14 protein-coding genes are annotated in these 18173 nt (G+C 47.6%); 12 read left to right on the top strand and 2 right to left on the bottom strand.

Annotation, left to right across the window (positions count from 1 at the left end):
- Both ACO5GU_RS00160 and ACO5GU_RS00155 read right to left on the bottom strand, forming a co-directional pair.
- On the bottom strand, nt 1-1254 hold the full coding sequence (locus ACO5GU_RS00160) for an NAD(P)/FAD-dependent oxidoreductase (protein ID WP_484897109.1): 1254 nt from the start codon (nt 1252-1254) through the stop codon (nt 1-3).
- Nucleotides 1255-1299: 45 nt separating this feature from the next.
- Nucleotides 1300-2148, bottom strand: coding sequence for an Mrp/NBP35 family ATP-binding protein (locus ACO5GU_RS00155; protein WP_484847940.1), 849 nt, complete (start codon nt 2146-2148; stop codon nt 1300-1302).
- 118 nt (nt 2149-2266) lie between these two features.
- On the opposite strand from ACO5GU_RS00155, the gene ACO5GU_RS00150 reads away from it, so the two are divergent.
- From ACO5GU_RS00150 to ACO5GU_RS00095, 12 genes are all read left to right on the top strand, one after another.
- Nucleotides 2267-2728: a NanQ anomerase/TabA/YiaL family protein gene (locus tag ACO5GU_RS00150; protein WP_484929458.1), complete on the top strand. Its 462-nt coding sequence runs from the start codon at nt 2267-2269 to the stop codon at nt 2726-2728.
- Between the two features lie 154 nt (nt 2729-2882).
- Nucleotides 2883-5777 carry an excinuclease ABC subunit UvrA gene (gene uvrA / locus ACO5GU_RS00145; RefSeq protein ID WP_484881543.1) on the top strand — a complete coding sequence of 965 codons (2895 nt, stop codon included), beginning with the start codon at nt 2883-2885 and terminating at the stop codon, nt 5775-5777.
- Nucleotide 5778: 1 nt separating this feature from the next.
- Nucleotides 5779-6288: a Cys-tRNA(Pro) deacylase gene (ybaK, locus tag ACO5GU_RS00140; protein ID WP_484813895.1), complete on the top strand. Its 510-nt coding sequence runs from the start codon at nt 5779-5781 to the stop codon at nt 6286-6288.
- Entirely contained in the window at nt 6288-8171 is a 1884-nt protein-coding gene (gene murJ, locus ACO5GU_RS00135; protein ID WP_484889839.1) for a murein biosynthesis integral membrane protein MurJ, read from the top strand. Before ybaK ends, murJ begins: the two co-directional genes overlap by 1 nt.
- Before the next feature lies 1 nt (nt 8172).
- On the top strand, nt 8173-10230 hold the full coding sequence (gene uvrC, locus ACO5GU_RS00130; RefSeq protein WP_484929455.1) for an excinuclease ABC subunit UvrC: 2058 nt from the start codon (nt 8173-8175) through the stop codon (nt 10228-10230).
- Nucleotides 10223-10456: a hypothetical protein gene (locus ACO5GU_RS00125; protein ID WP_311409412.1), complete on the top strand. Its 234-nt coding sequence runs from the start codon at nt 10223-10225 to the stop codon at nt 10454-10456. The genes uvrC and ACO5GU_RS00125 overlap by 8 nt, the downstream gene beginning before the upstream one ends.
- 206 nt (nt 10457-10662) lie before the next feature.
- Nucleotides 10663-11313: a hypothetical protein gene (locus ACO5GU_RS00120; protein WP_484929453.1), complete on the top strand. Its 651-nt coding sequence runs from the start codon at nt 10663-10665 to the stop codon at nt 11311-11313.
- A 200-nt stretch (nt 11314-11513) separates the two neighbouring features.
- The gene (locus tag ACO5GU_RS00115) at nt 11514-12158 is read left to right on the top strand and encodes a hypothetical protein (protein WP_484854699.1); all 645 of its coding nucleotides are present in this window, start codon (nt 11514-11516) and stop codon (nt 12156-12158) included.
- A gap of 422 nt (nt 12159-12580) precedes the next feature.
- The gene (locus ACO5GU_RS00110; protein WP_484849439.1) at nt 12581-14182 is read left to right on the top strand and encodes an ABC transporter substrate-binding protein; all 1602 of its coding nucleotides are present in this window, start codon (nt 12581-12583) and stop codon (nt 14180-14182) included.
- A gap of 156 nt (nt 14183-14338) precedes the next feature.
- Nucleotides 14339-15295, top strand: a complete 957-nt coding sequence (locus ACO5GU_RS00105; protein ID WP_484929450.1) for an ABC transporter permease — start codon at nt 14339-14341, stop codon at nt 15293-15295.
- Between the two features lie 4 nt (nt 15296-15299).
- Nucleotides 15300-17339, top strand: a complete 2040-nt coding sequence (locus ACO5GU_RS00100) for a dipeptide/oligopeptide/nickel ABC transporter permease/ATP-binding protein (protein WP_484879959.1) — start codon at nt 15300-15302, stop codon at nt 17337-17339.
- Nucleotides 17340-18161 carry an ABC transporter ATP-binding protein gene (locus ACO5GU_RS00095; protein ID WP_035432222.1) on the top strand — a complete coding sequence of 274 codons (822 nt, stop codon included), beginning with the start codon at nt 17340-17342 and terminating at the stop codon, nt 18159-18161.
- The last annotated feature ends 12 nt before the right edge of the window (nt 18162-18173 follow it).

Below are 18173 nucleotides of genomic sequence, written 5' to 3'. Positions count from 1 at the left end.
TTAGTTGTCCTCTTTCAAAGATTCGCAATTCTGATCAGCACTTTTTGCGGCAGCCAGACCGGCAACCATACCGCTCTTCCACGCCCACGAGAGGTTAAAGCCGCCGCATTGAGCGTCAATATCAAGAGCTTCTCCTGCGATAAACAGACCAGGAACACCGTGTGCTTCAAGAGTATTTGTGTCCACTTGATCGATGGAAATTCCACCAATACAGACCTGTGGAACAACTTTGGAAGATGCCCCGGTAACGGTAAAAGTCATTTTGTGAGCTTTGGCAATCGTGATTTCAACTGGATTATTGGTACCCAGGTAAGCAGCAATCTGTGGGTCGAGAAGACCGTCAGTGGTGTGAGCTTCTACAGCTGCTGTAACTTCCTCTTCCGTAAGCTGAGGGAGAAGGTCAATCTCAAGCACGTCACCAGGTAGAGCAGTGCGAGACAAGTTGAAAATCATGATGCCCGAGAGTCCAAATGACCTAAAAAGTAGCTCGCCAGATTCCTGTTTGAGCACAGCGCCGTTTCTTACAAGAGATGCATGTGCTCGTACGCGCTTTCCATCAAGGCTTGTTGGAGGCTGAGGAGTGCAAGTGAGTGCACAGAGTCCTGGTCGCAGTGAGGTGGTCTGCAGCTGAAGGCTTTCAGCAAGTTTGGTGGTTGTGAGCCCACCAGTAGCTAGAACTACCGATGAAGCATGGATCTCATAGGTTTTCTCGCCAGCAAAGCACTCTTTGAAGGCAACGATGAAGTTGTTGCGCTGTGGCTTGACTAACGTTACTTCTCGCCCCAGGGCAAATTGAACACCGGCTTTTTGGGCTCGCTTGAGCAGCAATGATTGGATGGAGCTTGCTTGCCTGGTAAGAGGGTACATTCTGCCTTCGTCTTCTGTTGCCCAAGCAAGGCCGCTGGACCTAAAGAAAGCCAGGATGTCTGCAAGAAACGTGTCCTTGTTTTTGCAGACATCCTGAACAAACTCTGGATGAGAAAAATTCTCAAAGCTCAAATCTGCATTGGTGAAGTTGCAGCGACCGCCGCCTGTTGCCAGGATAGTCCTGCCGCTCTCCAGTGCTTTTTCAAAGACAACAACGTGCTTGTTGGCGCCAAGAGCTTCGGCAGCAGTGATGGCAGCGCAGAGTCCTGCTGCGCCACCACCAAGAATTGCAACATCAATGTAGTCTGGCACCAGAAATGCCTGAGCCTGCTTGATGCGCTGAGCTTGTGCTGCTTGGCGTTCTTTAACGCGCGTTGTTTGAGCCATAGTAAGAATTACCTTTTGTATTGTGTAAGTTCTAGAAGCTAGAACTTACAGGTCAAGAACGCTTTGTGTAGCGTCAGGGACAAGACCTTTAGGAAGCTCGGTGCTAAAGGTTCCCTTATCGGCAATCTGCGCAAAGGTTGCATCCATAGGAAGCTGTCCTAAAGGCTTGAGGTTAAATGCCGCTGCGGTCTCGGCAAGCTTTGATGGACCGTAAGGCTCAATGCGCTCATCACAGTGAGGGCAGGTGATATATGCCATGTTCTCAATCAAACCAAGTACAGGTACATGCATCATTTCCGCCATGCGCACTGCCTTGCCCACAACCATCTGAACAAGATCTTGTGGAGAAGAAACAATCACAACACCCTCAACAGGGAGGGACTGGAATACTGTCAGGGCAACATCGCCTGTTCCTGGAGGCATATCAATCAGCAGATAATCAAGGTCGCCCCAGTTGCACTGGCTGTAGAACTGCTGGATAGCACCAGCAACAACAGGACCTCTCCAGAGAACAGGATCGGTCTCGTTCTGAAGCACCAGGTTGGCGCTCATGATCTTGATACCGTTTGCATCCTCGATTGGAATAAGCTGCTCTTCAACGCCATAAGAGCGCTCATCAGAGATGCCAAACATGCGAGGAATTGAAGGACCGGTAATATCACCGTCAAGAATACCAACGCGCTTACCTGCGCGAGCAAGGTTAGTTGCAAGAATGCCGGTGACAAAAGACTTGCCAACGCCGCCCTTACCGGAAACAACGCCAATAACGTGTTTCACGCTTGAGTGCTGATTAAGTTCAAAACCCGCTGGTGGCTGAGGCTCTTTCTTTTTGCCGTGAAGTGCAGCGTCAATCTCTTTGCGAAGCGCCTCACGATCAATATCTACGTCTGCCATATCTCTCCTTATGTAGCAGTTGTATGCAGTAACTACTTAATTCTACCCATAGAAGTTTATGGCAAACGAGATAGCTATAATCTTTTCGGCGCACTTTAGCTGAACGTAGGAGGTTCACATGATTTTCTCGTCAATTAAACATTTATCTGAGAATGACTTTGGTCAGAAATATATGGCTTGTGCTGCGGAGTTTTTGGCAACACACAATCTGGACGAGCTGCCTTTAGGCAAGACAGAAATTGATGGAGATAACGTTTTTGTGAACGTCATGGAGTTTGAGCCGGCTCTGCCTGGCGAGAAGGACTATGAGGCTCATAAGATTTACGCCGATATTCACGTAGTTATTTCTGGCACCGAAAGCATTGCTGTTGCCCCTCTTAAGCAGTGTGTTCTTAAGGGTGAGTTCAATGCTGACGCTGATTTTGGCGCCTATACCAATCCTGGGGAAGAGACGTGGGTCACTCTGCGCGCAGGTGATTTTCTGGTGACACCTCCATCAGATGCCCACAAACCAGGCTGCACGCTGGAGAAATCTGGCTCTAAGCTTAAAAAGGCCGTGATGAAGGTTCGTGTTAAATAGGGAAGCACGCTTGCCGTGCTTTGGCAGCACTATCTTGGGTATACTAGAACATCAGTACGCACAAATTGCATCTGTGTACTGATGTTGTTTTCTATTGTTTGGCAGTAGGCGTGTCAAAAGAAATGCGTACGTCAAACTGGTTATGTGAGGAACTATGGCTTCAAGCAAAATTGCTATCCGTGGCGCTCGAGAGCACAACCTGCAAGATATTGACATTGATATCCCTCGTGATCAGCTGGTAGTTATTACAGGACTTTCTGGTTCGGGCAAGTCAAGCCTTGCCTTTGACACCATTTACGCAGAGGGACAGCGCCGCTACGTTGAGTCCTTGTCCAGCTATGCCCGTCAGTTCTTGGGACAGATGGATAAGCCAGACCTTGACTCTATTGACGGTCTTTCTCCGGCTGTATCTATTGACCAGAAGACAACTTCTAGAAATCCTCGCTCTACCGTAGGTACTGTTACAGAAATCTATGATTATCTGCGTCTTTTGTACGCTCGTATGGGTACTCCTCACTGCCCTGAGTGTGGACGTGTTATTGAGCGCCAGACAACAGATCAGGTTGCCGATAAAATTCTTGAGGCTGGCCAGGGACGCAGAGCCTATGTTCTAGCTCCTGTTGTTTTGGGCCGCAAGGGCGAATACGTCAAGCTCTTTGAGGACCTGCGCAAAGAAGGATTTTCTCGCGTTCGTGTTGACGGCGTAGTCCGTGAACTTGATGAAGAAATTACGCTGGGTAAAACGCTCAAGCACGATATTGAGGTTGTCGTTGACCGTATTGTCATCCGTCCTGATTCTTTGGGCCGCATTGTTGAGGGCGTTGAGCAGGCAACTAAGCTTGCCCAGGGCAAGGTAGGCATATTGCTCCTGGCCGATAAATCCAATCCAGAGTCTATGCCAGAAGAGCTCCTGCAGTATTCGCTGGCGCTTGCTTGTCCTATTCACGGTCACTCTATGGATGACCTGCAGCCTCGCGATTTTTCCTTCAACGCTCCTTACGGCGCCTGTCCTGACTGCGATGGCCTAGGAACTCGTAAAATTATTGATGCTGCGGCACTGATTGCTGATCCAAAACTGTCCGTATCAGAGGGCGTTTTTGGAAGCCTCTTTGGACACTCCAATTACTATCCTCAGATTCTGTCTGCAGTCTGCAAGCATTTTGACGTATCTGATACCACACCTTGGAACAAGCTGCCCAAGAAGGTGCAAGACGCCCTTCTCGGCGGTCTTGGTTCTACTAAGATTCGCGTTGATTACAAGACGCGTGACGGTCGCAATACGCATTGGTTTACCACCTTCTCCGGCGTCAGAAAGATTCTTTTTGACAAGTACCAAGAGACCACCTCAGAAAATATGAAGACGCATCTTGAGAAGTACATTCGCGAGATGCCTTGTACAACCTGCCACGGAGCTCGCTTAAAGCCAGAAATTCTTTCTGTCACCGTTGGCGAGAAGAACATCTGGGAGGTTTGTGAACTCTCTTGCAAGGAGTCACTGGAGTTCTTTAAGCAGTTGACTATCACTGACCGTCAGAAGGTTATTGCAGGTCCTATTGTCAAAGAAATTGTGGCAAGGCTGCAATTCTTGGTAAACGTTGGCTTGGACTACCTCACGCTTTCTCGTGCAGCAGCATCACTTTCTGGTGGAGAAGCCCAGCGTATTCGCTTGGCAACTCAGATTGGTGCTGGCCTTATGGGCGTCCTTTACATTCTGGACGAGCCTTCTATTGGCCTTCACCAAAGAGACAACAACCGTCTTATTGAGACGCTTAAGCAGCTTAGAGACCGCGGTAATACCGTACTTGTTGTCGAGCACGATGAAGATACCATTCGTGCAGCTGACTACGTCATTGACATGGGTCCCGGAGCTGGTGAGCTTGGAGGTCATGTTGTTGCTGCTGGCACTCCAGAAGAGATTGTTGAAAACCCTGATTCCATCACAGGTGCGTATCTCACGGGAAAGAAGCAGATTAGGCTGCCAGAGGCTCGTCGTAAGCCTGGCCGTGGAAAGATTAAGATTACAGGAGCTAGCGCTAACAACCTTAAGAACGTTTCTGCCGCTATCGAGCTGGGCACGTTGACGGTAGTCACAGGCGTTTCTGGTTCTGGTAAGTCTTCTCTGGTTACCGATACCCTTGCACCCGCGCTTACCAACGCAGTTCAGCATTCAAAGCGTGTGGTGGGAGAGTATAAAAAGCTCGAGGGTGTTGATCTTATCGACAAGGTCATTGATATTGACCAGAGTCCTATTGGTAGAACGCCTCGTTCTAACCCAGCAACCTATATTGGCCTTTGGGATGACCTGCGTGCACTGTACGCTTCAGTCCCAGAGTCCCGTGCTCGTGGCTACTCAGCTGGTCGTTTCTCGTTTAACGTCCAAGGAGGCCGCTGCGAGGCATGTAAGGGCGACGGTCAGATTAAGATTGAGATGAACTTCCTGCCTGACGTCTATGTTCCTTGTGAGGTCTGCCACGGTAAGCGTTATAACCGCGAGACGCTAGAGATCCTCTACCACGGCAAGTCCGTCTCTGACGTGCTTGACATGACGGTTCATGAGGCGCTTGCGTTCTTTGCAAACATTCCTCGCATTAAGAACAAGCTGCAGACCCTCCACGATGTTGGTCTTGGCTACATTCACCTTGGTCAGCCTGCAACCACGCTTTCTGGTGGCGAGGCACAGCGCGTCAAGCTTGCAAAAGAGCTTCACCGTCAGCAGACTGGTAAAACTCTTTATATTCTGGACGAGCCAACAACTGGTCTTCATTTTGAGGATGTCAGACAGCTTATTGTTGTTCTGGAGCGTCTTGTTGATGCGGGCAACACCGTTCTTGTCATTGAGCACAACCTAGATGTCATCAAGATGGCTGACCGTATTATTGACATGGGCCCAGAAGGTGGCGATGGCGGTGGAACCGTAGTTGTTTCTGGTACACCAGAAAAGGTTGCGGCAACGCCAGAAAGCCACACAGGCAAGTTCCTTAAAGAGATTCTTGACCGCGATAACGCACGTCTAGCTGCAGAGAAAAAAGCTCAGAAGAAGCGTGCATAACATGGCGAGAAAAGCGGCAAAGGTTCAAAAGACAAATGCAATGAGGGAGCTTGATGCTGCCAATATTGCTTACGAGTTCCAATCTTACGAGGTAGACGAAGACGTTCCTTCTGGAGAGTTGGGTACTCATATTGCAGAGATGCTTGGAGAAGATCCAGACGCTGCATTCAAAACGCTTGTCTGTGTATCTTCAAGCGGAGAGCATGTGGTCTGTTGTATTCCTGTAGACCAAGAGCTTGATCTTAAAAAGGCTGCAGCGGCATCCGGTCAAAAGAACCTTTCCATGCTGCCCGTTAAAGAGCTTGAGGGCTTAACGGGTTATGTTCGTGGCGGCTGCACTCCCGTTGGTATGAAGAGACAGTTTCCCACTATAATTGACGAGACTGCTCAGCTTTTTGAGCTCATTCATATCTCTGGTGGAAAACGCGGACTCAGTTTAACGCTTTCTCCAGAAGATCTAGCTTCATTTGTATCGGCTACGTTTGCAGATATTGTTCGCGAGGTGCACTAGTGGCATATCAGCCCAAACATATGCGACTTTCAGCAGAATCTTCTGACGGAACCCTGTCTGAAGAAACTCTTAGCAAGGCTCTTGACCAGACCTTTGAAGAACCTCCTGTAGTTGACAACATCGTTGTCCCAGAGACGTTTCATCAACCAATTGAGGATGAGGCGTTTGAGCAGATTGTGAGCCAGAAGCTCGAGGAAGTTGCTGCTGAGGAGAATGGCTTAGCAGTAAAAGATGCTTTTGCTACAGAGGACAGCTCCGTTTCAGACAGCTCTTATAGTGAAGAAGTGTCTGCCGATGAAGATGACGCCTCTAAGCAGAAGGATTTGAGCCGTTCTACTTCTATGATGAGCGTGCTTGTTCTGATTAGTCGTATTACGGGCTTTTTAAGAACCTGGGCCCAGGCATTTGCTATGGGCGCAACCGTTCTTGCAAGCTGCTATTCCATTGCAAATACCCTTCCTGACCAGCTCTACGAGCTTGTTGGTGCGGGAATGCTCACTACAGCTTTCTTGCCGGTATATCTCTCTATTAAGAAGAAGGTTGGACAGGATGAGGCAAATGCCTATACCTCCAACCTACTTTCCATTGTTGTTGTTGCAACAGGTCTTGTTGCTGTTCTCGGCTTCTTCTTTGCCGCAGAAGTGGTGTATACACAGTCCTTCTCGGCAGGGGCTGATTTTGATCCAACGTTGGCAGTGTACTTCTTTAGGTTCTTTGTCATTGAGGTTATGCTGTACTGCTTCTCTACTATTTTCTCTGGTGTTTTGAATGCAGAGCGAGACTACCTCTGGCCAGCCGCGGCTCCTATTTTTAATAACTTTGTGACTACAGCATCGTTCTTTGCGTATGCTTTCTTGGTTAACACTAACCCTGAGCTGGGTCTTCTTATTCTTGCACTGGGAAATCCTTTGGGCGTTCTGATTCAGGTTTTGATTCAGGTACCGTCACTTAAGCGCAAGGGAATTAAGCTCTCGTGGAGAATTAACCTCAAAGACCCCGCACTTAAAGAGACGCTCAAGATAGGCGCGCCTGCTCTGATTGTTGTGGTTGCCACGTTTGTAACTATGTCGGTTCAGACAAGCTCGCAGCTCAGCGTTTCTGCATCGGGCGCCTCCATTGCGGCGTACGCTCGCCTTTGGTACACGCTGCCATATTCCATTTTGACGGTACCTATTACTACAGCCCTCTTTACCGAGCTGTCTGATAGCTGGGCTAAAGAGAATATGGATCAGTTCAAAAAGGACTTCAAGCACGGTATCAACCAGATTCTTTTCTTTACGGTGCCGTTCATGATGTATCTGATGATCTTCTCGATGCCTCTTGTTTCTATTATTGGAGCAAGCAAGTTTACGGAAGATCAGCTGCTGTTAACCCAGCAATTCTTGATTGGTCAGTCGCTTGCTTTGCCTTTGTATGGCATTGGCATGTACCTGCAAAAAGTCTGTTCTGCTATGCGTCGTATGACACTCTATGCTATTTCGGCAACACTCGGCTCTGTCGTACAGGTTTTGGTGCTACTGGTGGGTACTTCTCACTTTGGCATGATGTTTGTAGCAACTACCTCTGCCATCTTCTATGTGGTTATCGATACCATTATGTTGATCAGCCTGCGTAAGCACCTTGGTCAGATTGGACTTAAGTCCATGGTGTTTGCGTTTGTTCGCTCAATTCTTTTTGGCCTGGCAGGATCAGCGGCAGCGCTTCTTATTATGGTGGGTCTGCGCGCAGTCATTGGCGTACCAGATGGACGAGCGCTTTACGGCGTGCTGTATTGCATCTTTGCAGGTATTCCAGCTGTTTTGGTTACCTATGGCTTGGCAATCCTCCTCAAATCACCAGAGTCTGCCATGCTTCGTTCACTGGTTTCTCGCGTAAGGTCATAGCATGGCCAGAAGCGGCGCAAAAAGCGGTAAAGATAGCTCTCAGAACAACCTTGATCCCAGCTATGTACCTTCAGGGGCGCCAGGACTTGCGCCGTCGTTTTCTTCTAAACCCTCAGATGACCTGGTATCCATTAGGGAACAGGTTGATCAGGTGCCAACTGATCCAGGCTGCTACCTCTGGAAAGATGGGTCTGGCAAGGTTATCTATGTAGGAAAAGCCAAGAACCTACGCGCTCGTATGAGGCAGTATGTCACGCTTCAAGACGACCGCGCAAAAATTCCACTGATGATGCAGGTCGTGCGCAGTTTTGACTACATTGTGGTAGAAAACGAGCACGAAGCACTGGTGTTGGAGCGCAATCTCATCGCTCAGTATCGTCCGTACTTCAACGTGGACTTTAAAGACGATAAGAGCTATCCCTACATTGCCATTACCGAGTCTGATACCTTCCCAGCAATTAAATACACGCGCGAGAAACACAAGAAGGGTACGCGCTATTTTGGTCCCTACACCGATTCTTACGCTGCTCGCCAGACTATCGAGACGCTCAGAAAAGTAGTGTCTATCTGCTCCGCTACGTGCGTAGAGTGGAAGCGCGCTAAGCGCCTGCTGGAAAAAGACCCTGATGGCGCGGCTGTTGCTAACTTGCTACTGGCAAAGAAGGGACGTCCTTGCTTTGATTACCACGTAGGCAAGGGACCTGGCGTGTGCGTGGGCGCCATTGATACCGTTTCCTACGCAAAAAACGTCAGGCAGGTAGAAAACTTCCTCCGCGGAAATCGTTCCGAGATTGTCTCTGAGCTCAAAGATCAGATGCAAGAGGCTGCTGCTGACCTGGATTTTGAGAAGGCAGCTAGGCTCAAGTCCCGTCTGACTTCGCTCTCTGATCTTGATGACCGCCAACAAGTCACATTTCCTACCTCGGTCAATATTGACCTCATTGGCATTTACCGAGAAGAAACTATCTCCGCTGCCTGCGTTTTTGTTGTGCGAGAAGGTCGTACCATACGTTCAGTTGAGTTTATCCTGGACAAAGGCTTGGATGTTTCCGAGGAAGAGCTGGTCTCGGGCTTCCTAAAGCGCTACTACGACGAAACCGCTGACATTCCCGCAGAGGTTAACCTGCCCATCGATCTTCTCGACGCAGAGGTTTTGTCCGAGTGGCTTACGCAAAAACGAGGCCACAACTGCGTGCTTCATCACCCACAACGTGGCGAGAAGTTCCGTCTTCTCCAGATGGCTTCTGCTAACGCTCGTCACGCACTGATGCGCCACATGATTCGCACGGGTTATGCCGACGACCGCACTAACCAGGCACTTCTTCAGCTGGAAAGCGCACTTGCGCTTGATGCACCACCGCTGCGCATTGAGTGCTTTGATATTTCTACGCTTCACGGTAACTTTACCGTTGCCTCGATGGTGGTCTTTACTAACGGAAAGGCTGATAAAAGCCAGTATCGTCGCTTTAAGATCCGCGCTGAGCTTGATGAAGCTAACGACTTTGTTTCAATGACAGAGGTCCTGGGCAGAAGATACAGTCCGGAGCGTATGGCAGATGAACGCTTTGGCTCACGACCTGATTTGCTGGTAGTTGATGGCGGTAAGCCTCAGCTGACTGCTGCAATCAATCAGCTTAATGAGCTGGGGTTGGATATTCCTGTCTGCGGCCTTGCTAAGTCTGATGAGGAAGTCTTTGTACCTTGGGACGACACGCCAATTGTGTTGCCTACGGGGTCAGCTTCTTTGTATCTCATCAAGCAAGTCCGTGATGAGTCTCACCGTTTTGCGATTACCTTCCATCGCGAGCTTAGAGATAAGGCAATGACCGTCTCTATTCTGGACGAAATCCCTGGTGTAGGACCTAAACGCAAAAAAGACATCATGCGTCATTTTGGCTCTTTTAAGCGCTTAAAGGCTGCAAGTGTTGAGGATATCTCTCAGGTAAAAGGTGTTTCTGTGAACTTGGCAGAAACTATTTATGAAGAACTCAAAGCTTGGGAAGAATCTTCCACGACTGTACATGAGAAGTTAGATGCAAGGGGAGGAACTCATGAGTAAAACAGCAGACGAGAAGATCTTGGCACTCGTGAATCCAGAATACATTAAGCGTATTCCGTTCTTTGTTCGTGGACACGCAACAGGTAAGTCTTGTGAGTATATTGCTCGGGAGTATCCAGAGCTTTACGCTGCATTTGAGGATGAACCTAGTGCTCAACAAGTTGAAGAGATGTCAAAGATTATCAACGAGCTCTTTGAGCAAAGGATGAAGAAACACAATCTCTAAAACCAAATCAAGCAATAGAGTTATTTGTAATAAGAATGGCAGCTATGAAGTGTTGTTATGCCATTCTTATTTTTTTCATTCATCGCTGAAATGCAACCATTAACCGACAGATGAACTGCTAAAGCATACTCGAACAGAATATTATTAGAGCTATCTAGTCGTTATTCTTATGTCAATTGCGACAAGCAGCTCCAATGAGGTGACAGATGATGCAGCGTAGAAAAAGGTTTATAAAAGATCTGTCATTATTGGTAGTTCTTGTTATTTGTGGCTTACTGATTAACAACTGGTTTTTTAAGCTGAATACTATGAGACTGCCAGAGTTAAAAAAGCAGGCAGCTCAGTATGTTGTGCAACAATATGAGAATAAGAAAAATGGTCTTAAGTCTGATTTTGGATCCGCAGGAAATATTGACTTAGAGACTGCTACTATTTCTGGCCCATTTTTAGGAGTCAGTCAAGCTAACCTACTTATGTTGAATGTAGATTTATATTGGGTAATAAGCTCTCAAGAAACGGTTGTTGGTACTGTTGAGCAAGATTTGGGGCTATTCGCCATTGGGTCTTATTTTGGAACTCCAAAAATGTGGATTCAAACAAGTAACGCTGGGCTGTTACAAGAAATGCATAATAGAAATTATAGATGTCTAGTTAGAAGTTTTTGTGGCTTAGGGTTAAGTGGATGGCCGCCACCGTACCTAGCTGATGGTTATTTAGGAAGTTATAGCCCAGATGACGGATATTTCGAAATTATAAAAGAAGATTATCACGTATCGGAAATTATTAGCTTCCGATTAGGGGAAGAACACTTGGACTTTATGGCAAATCCTGAGCGTGTTGTAGATTTAGTTAAGTAATTTCGAGGTGTTTTCTCTTCTTTAGAACTGAGAAAAATGTTCCTTTCGGTGGACCTAAGGGTTCAATGGTAGTTGGACAAAGGCAAGAATAGACGGTGTCGTGTATGAATTTGATTAAAAAAGCATTGCAAGAAAAGTCTTAAATCCAAATATCATTCCCGTATCAGTGCCAACTACAGACTTTGGTGAGGTGACAGCAGATGCAGCGTAGAAAAAGATTTATAAAAGGTCTGTCATTATTGGTAGTTCTTGTTATTTGTGGTTTGCTGATAAATAACTGGTTTTTTAAGTTGAATACTATGAGGCTGCCAGAATTAAAAAAGCAGGCAGCTCAGTATGTGGTGCAACAATATAATGCTTGTAAAAACGGTTCAAAGTCAGATTTTACTTCTGTTGATAACATTAACTTGGAAGATACAGAGATTGCTGGCCCGTTTTTGGGCGTTAGCAAAGATGGCCCAGTAGTAATGAACATAACGCTTTATTGGACAATAAGTTCCCATGGAGTTCTTATTGGAACTGTTGAGCAAGATTTGGGAGTCTTTGCTATAAGTGCATACACAGGATCTTCATCAGAATTGTGGATTCAAACAAGAAATGCTGGATTGCTGCAAGAAATGAATAAGCAAAAGCTACCGTGCTTGGTTTGGGAAGTTGCAGGAACAAATGGATGGCCTCCAAGCTATCAATCAGATGGTTATTATGGCCGCTATAGTCCAGCTGACGGAGATTTCGAAATTATAAAAGAAGATAGTCATGTATCGGAAATTATTAGCTTCCGATTAGGGGAAGAACACTTGGACTTTATGGCAAATCCTGAACGAATCCTGGATTTAACCAAGTAATTTTGCGGCGTTTTCGATGTTCTAAGACAAGAGTCAGTTCATTTTGGACTGACTCTTGTTTAATCTTCACAACATATCCGTAATTTCTAAAGGCAGACGGTAGTAAATCATCGGTAAACGGTAGTTGACTTTACCTACTACATATGTAGTTAGTTAAATAATTTATATATTATACAAGGTAAAATAATAGTAAAGCCCGCTAACTGCGGGCCTTCTTAGCTGCTATTAAGATTTATATGCAGTAAATAATACAATAAAACACGTTTTCATATTTTGAGCAGCCAATGGGCGAGAAATTAATACCGTTGGGCGAACTGTCTTCAGACCGAATATCTTTTCTTTCTATAGTTATGTAGATGTAAGCCACACAAGTGGCATTGGTGCCACGTTGTGGCAAGGAGAGTTTTTAGAAAGAGGCAGAAATGAGCGAGTTTATTAACCGTCCACTTTCGCGTCGCGGCTTCCTTGGCGGAGCAACTGTAGCAGCTGGTCTTGGTCTCACCGCTTGTGGTGGCGGACAGCAGAAGGCAGCTGAAGCTCCATCTGGAAAGGAAGGCGGCGGCACAATTACTGCTGGTACCGCTTATTCAACCCAGAACTATGATCCATCTACTACTTCATCAGCACTTGCTCTTGGTGTTAACTGGCAGGTAGTTGAGGGCCTCTACGGTCTTAACTTCCATGACTACTCTACATTCAATGAGCTTGCTACTGCTGATCCTAAGAAGGTTGACGATTACACCTTTGAGATTACCCTCCGTGACGGCGCAAAGTTCTCTGATGGTAACGAGGTAAAGGCAGATGACGTTGTTGAATCCTTCAACCGTTCCGCTGCTAAGGGTAGCGTTTACGTTCCAATGCTTTCTCCAATTGCTTCCGTAGAGAAGAAGGATGACAAGACTGTCACCGTTAAGACCACTATTGCTAACTTCTCCCTCCTCAAGGAGCGCCTGTCCATTGTTCGCGTTGTTCCAGCAAGCAGCTCCCAGGACGAGATGAAGAAGCAGCCAGTTGGTTCTGGTCCATGGCAGTTTGAGTCCATCTCTGACAATACTCTTGACCTTGTTCCTAACAAAAACTATAACGGCGCAACTCCTGCTAAGGACGATAAGCTCCACTATGACGTCCTTAAGGATCCAACCGCTCGTCTGACCGCACAGCAGGATGGAACCACCCTTGCTATGGAAATGGTTCCTGCAGACGCTGTAGACCAGCTCAAGGGCGCAGGCTGCACCGTTGACGCTGTCCAGGGCTTTGGTGTCCGCTTTGCAATGTTCAACCTTGGCAAGGCTCCTTGGGACAACGTTAAGGTTCGCCAGGCATGCCTCTATGCACTTGATACAGATAAGATGCTTGCAAACGCATTCTCTGGTCAGGCAGAGGTTGCTACCAGCTACCTTCCTTCTTCCTTTGCTAACTACCACAAGGCATCCACTGTCTATGCTCATGATGTTGACAAGGCTAAGAAGCTCATCTCTGAGTCCGGTATTACTCCAGGTGATGTTGTTCTCCGCACCACCGATAACGAGCAGGTTAAGTCCATGGCAACTCAGGTCAAGAACGACCTTGATGCACTTGGCTTTAATGTAAGCATCGTTTCCGATACTTCTCCTGCAACCTATGCTGCAATCGACGCAGTTGACGGTTCTTGGGACATCCTGCTTGCACCTGGCGATCCTTCCTGCTTCGGCGCAGACGTCGACCTGCTGCTTAACTGGTGGTATGGCGATAACGTCTGGATGACCAAGCGTTGCCCTTGGAAGGAGTCTGCTGAGTGGACCAAGCTTCACGACCTTATGACCAAGGCTCTTGGCCAGTCTGGTGCTGATCAGCAGTCCACTTGGAACGAGTGCTTCGACATCATCGCTGAGAACGTACCTCTGTACCCAGTTCTCTTTGCTAAGACCTTCACCGCTTCTTGGAGCGAGAAGCCAAACAGCAACGGCGTTGCTCTCAAGGGCTTCAAGGGCATCGGAACTACCGGCCTGTCCTTCATTGATGTCAACACAGTTACTGCTAGCTAATTTGTTGTCGTCACGCGCTTAGCATCTCATACATTGGGGCCCGAGCGTTTTACTTATAACGCTCGGGCTCTTGTTCGCAAAATTCAGTCCTGAGAAGCTCAAAGTCTCATCAAAATTTTATTTGTACGGTTTGTTTTAAAGAGAGAGGGGGAGATAGTGAACAACCTATTACGTCTTATCGGACGCCGTCTTATTGCGCTGCCGATTATGGCTCTAGGCGTCACCTTTCTCGTATTCTTCCTAATGTCTTTCTCGCATGTTGATCCTGCATACAATGCCTTGGGAGAGTCTGCTTCTGCAGAAGCTATCCAGCAGTATCACATTGAGAATGGCCTTGATGATCCATGGCCTGTGAGATATGTACGTTATATCAGTGATGTTGCTCATGGAAATCTGGGTACCTATGGCACTTCTCACTATTCAGTCGCTGCAAGAATTTCAAAGGCTCTACCAGTAACTATGCAGTTGACCTTTATGGGTCTCTTTATTGGCGCAATTGTTTCGTTTACGTTGGGTGTTATTGCGGCTCTCTATAGAGATCAATGGCCCGATCAAATCATTCGTGTATTCTCAATCGCCGGTCTTGCAACGCCATCATTCTGGTTGGCAGTTCTTTTGATTCTGGTCTTTGCGTCTACACTCAAGCTTTTGCCTGCCTCTGGAGCACTGCCAGATCCTACGGTAAATCTTGGCGGCTACCTTGCTCGTATGATTATGCCGGCATTTGCACTTGCGGTTCCAATGTCTGGTCAGATGACCCGTATTGTTCGTACCGCAATGGTCGAGGAGCTGGATAAGGACTACGTCCGTACTGCTCGCGGTGCTGGTATTCCAGAGAGAATCGTTATCGCAAGAAACGTACTGCGCAACGCTCTTATTACCCCTGTGACCACACTTGGCCTCAAGATTGGTTACCTCATGGGCGGCGCCGTTGTTATTGAGGTTATTTTTAACCTTCCTGGCATGGGTACCGCTATTCTCGAGGGCATCCAGGGTAACGAGGCAATGCTTGTTCAGGGCGTTGTTGTTGTCGTTGCACTGTCCTTCATCATCATCAACATTGTTGTTGATATGCTGTACATCTTGATTAACCCACGCATTAGGACGGTGTAGTGCGATGGTACAAATTAGAAAAAAACAAGTCGAGAAGCTCGAAGAAGCTGCAGCAAAGGGTTCAACCTTTGGTGGCTTTAAGAAGATGAAGACGGCTTCCAAGATTGCTCTTGTCATTCTCGTCTTTGTTGTTCTTGCTTCTGTCTTTGCAAACTTTATTGCTCCACATAACCCACTTGAGATTTTCAACGCTCGTCAGGCTCCAGGCAATGGATTCATTTTTGGTACTGACGATAAGGGCCGCGATATTCTTTCTCGTATGCTTTATGGTGGTCAGTATTCACTGGTCATTGGCTTTGGTGCTACGGGTATGGCACTGCTGTGTGGCTCAATTATTGGTGCAATTGCAGCTGTTTCTAGAAAGGCTGTCTCTGAGGTCATCATGCGTGTGCTCGACATCATCATGTCGTTCCCAGGCATTGCTCTTGCAGCAGTCTTTGTTTCTATTCTGGGTAACAGCGTTCCTTCAATTATCTTTGCTATTGGCTTTATGTACACGCCACAGATTGCTCGTATTGTTCGCGCAAACATCGTAAGCGAGTACGGCGAAGATTACGTAAGGGCAACCATTGTTTCTGGTGCTCGTGCACCATGGATTCTGTGGAAGCATGTTCTTCGTAACTGCATTGCTCCAATCATGGTCTTTACCGTTACGCTTGTTGCAGACGCAATCATCTTTGAGGCATCTCTGACCTTCATTGGTGCAGGTATTGCAGAGCCAACTCCAACATGGGGTAACATCTTGGCTGATGCTCGTGCTGGCGTTCTTGCTGGCCGTTGGTGGCAGGCATTCTTCCCAGGCCTGGCTATTATGATGACCTGCCTGGCACTGAATATCCTCTCCGAGGGTCTTACTGACGCTATGGCAGCAGCACCTGGCGCTCCTGTTGATACAGAGAACTCTGACTCTAGGCGTGCAGATGACATCCTTGCATCTGATCCAGTTCGCGCCTATGCAGAGCAGGCAGAGTCCCTGGAGCGCAGACTTAATGCACTTAAAAAGGTTGAGCTGTCCAGAACTGATAGGCGTAAGCCAGACTTTGATGTTGCACCATTGCTGAGCGTTAAGGATCTTTGCATCAGCTTTGAGTCTCACGGAGATGTTAAGGTTGTTGACCACGTAAGCTTTGATGTTCGTCCTGGTCAGTGCATGGCACTGGTTGGCGAGTCTGGCTGCGGCAAGTCTATTACCACCAAGGTTATCATGGGTCTGACTGATCCAAAGGAAACCATTACTGGTGAGGTTCTCTACAAAGACCAAGATCTCCTGAAGCTTTCCAAAGAAGAGCACCGCAAGCTGCTTGGTCACGAGCTTGCTATGGTTTACCAGGACGCTCTGTCTTCGCTGAACCCTTCCATGCTTATCTCTTCTCAGATGAAGCAACTTACCAGCAGGGGAGGCACTCGTTCCGCAGAGGAGCTTCTAGAGCTTGTAGGCTTGGATCCAAAGCGTACGCTTGAGTCTTATCCACACGAGCTTTCTGGTGGTCAGCGCCAACGTGTTCTGATTGCTATGGCACTTACCCGCGATCCTTCACTGGTTATCTGTGACGAGCCAACAACCGCTCTGGACGTTACTGTTCAGAAGCAGGTCATCAAGCTCTTAAATGACCTCCAGCGTCGCCTTGGCTTCGCAATGATCTTTGTAAGCCACGACCTTGCACTTGTTGCAGAGGTTGCTTCTGAGATTACCGTTATGTACGCCGGCCAGGTTATTGAGCAGGCAGCTACTACTGAGCTTCTGACCAATCCTGTTCACGAGTACACCCGCGGTCTTCTCGGCTCTGTTCTTTCCATTGAGGAAGGTGCACAGGACGGTACCAGACTTCACCAGGTACCAGGTTCTGTTCCTTCTCCAGAGGACTTCCCAACAGGCGATAGGTTTGCTCCTCGTTCAAGCCACCCAGACTTGGGTCTTGAGGTACATCCTGTTATTAAGGAGATTCCTGGTAAGCACCATCGTTTCTCCGAGCTGCCTGATGAGTATCTGAAGGAGCATGGTCTTGTGCCTTACCTTGAGCGTTCTCAAAAGGAGGTGAGGTAAATGGCTACAACTACTGAAGAGCAGCCAATTATCTTCCTCGATGATATTTCGGTTACGTTTAAGACGCGTACAGGCTCAATCTTTAAGCCTAATAAGGTCCACGCAGTACAGAACGTTTCTCTCAAGCTTATGCCTGGTGAGACCATTGGTATTGTTGGTGAGTCTGGCTGCGGAAAGTCCACTACCGCAAATGTCATGTGTGGTCTTCAGTCACCAACGTCCGGTCATGTGTACTTCAAGGGAATGGATGTTACCAAGCGTACTCCAGAGCTCAGGAAGCAGATTGGTCGCGTAGTATCTGTTGTTTTCCAGGACCCAGCAACTGCTCTTAACCCTCGTATGATTGTTAAAGACCAGCTTATGGATCCACTGCTGGTACATAAGGTAGGAACAGAGCAGGAGCGAGAAGCTCGTATTAATGAGCTGGTTAGCTTGGTTGGACTTCCACATTCAGCACTTCGTGCCCTTCCTGGTCAGCTTTCTGGTGGTCAGCGTCAGCGTGTTGCTATTGCACGTGCGCTTTCTCTGAACCCATCGGCAATCATTGCTGACGAGCCTACTTCCGCACTAGACGTTTCTGTTCGTGCACAGATCTTGAACCTGCTTACAGACCTCAAGTCTGAGCTGGGTCTCTCGATGATCTTTATTTCGCATGATATCCAGACCGTCCGCTATGTTTCTGATCGCATCATTGTTATGAATCACGGCCAGATTATGGAAGATGGTCCTGCTAAGCAGGTCTTTGAGCATCCAACAGATCCTTACACTAAGACGCTTTTGGGTGCTGCGCCATCTTTGCTTCATCCTAAACTGGGTGAGTAGCGCTTACGTTTT

It is taken from the genome of Lancefieldella sp. (assembly GCF_057237245.1).
The sequence above is the reverse complement of the archived record's forward strand: the minus strand, read 5'-3'. Positions and strand labels throughout refer to the sequence as shown.

Bases quoted from the DNA above. Each gene is read 5' to 3' on its own strand.
- ACO5GU_RS00160 (WP_484897109.1), bottom strand. From the start codon at position 1,254: ATGGCTCAAACAACGCGCGTTAAAGAACGCCAAGCAGCACAAGCTCAG.
- ACO5GU_RS00155 (WP_484847940.1), bottom strand. From the start codon at position 2,148: ATGGCAGACGTAGATATTGATCGTGAGGCGCTTCGCAAAGAGATTGAC.
- ACO5GU_RS00150 (WP_484929458.1), top strand. From the start codon at position 2,267: ATGATTTTCTCGTCAATTAAACATTTATCTGAGAATGACTTTGGTCAG.
- uvrA (WP_484881543.1), top strand. From the start codon at position 2,883: ATGGCTTCAAGCAAAATTGCTATCCGTGGCGCTCGAGAGCACAACCTG.
- ybaK (WP_484813895.1), top strand. From the start codon at position 5,779: ATGGCGAGAAAAGCGGCAAAGGTTCAAAAGACAAATGCAATGAGGGAG.
- uvrC (WP_484929455.1), top strand. From the start codon at position 8,173: ATGGCCAGAAGCGGCGCAAAAAGCGGTAAAGATAGCTCTCAGAACAAC.
- ACO5GU_RS00125 (WP_311409412.1), top strand. From the start codon at position 10,223: ATGAGTAAAACAGCAGACGAGAAGATCTTGGCACTCGTGAATCCAGAA.
- ACO5GU_RS00120 (WP_484929453.1), top strand. From the start codon at position 10,663: ATGATGCAGCGTAGAAAAAGGTTTATAAAAGATCTGTCATTATTGGTA.
- ACO5GU_RS00115 (WP_484854699.1), top strand. From the start codon at position 11,514: ATGCAGCGTAGAAAAAGATTTATAAAAGGTCTGTCATTATTGGTAGTT.
- ACO5GU_RS00110 (WP_484849439.1), top strand. From the start codon at position 12,581: ATGAGCGAGTTTATTAACCGTCCACTTTCGCGTCGCGGCTTCCTTGGC.
- ACO5GU_RS00100 (WP_484879959.1), top strand. From the start codon at position 15,300: ATGGTACAAATTAGAAAAAAACAAGTCGAGAAGCTCGAAGAAGCTGCA.
- ACO5GU_RS00095 (WP_035432222.1), top strand. From the start codon at position 17,340: ATGGCTACAACTACTGAAGAGCAGCCAATTATCTTCCTCGATGATATT.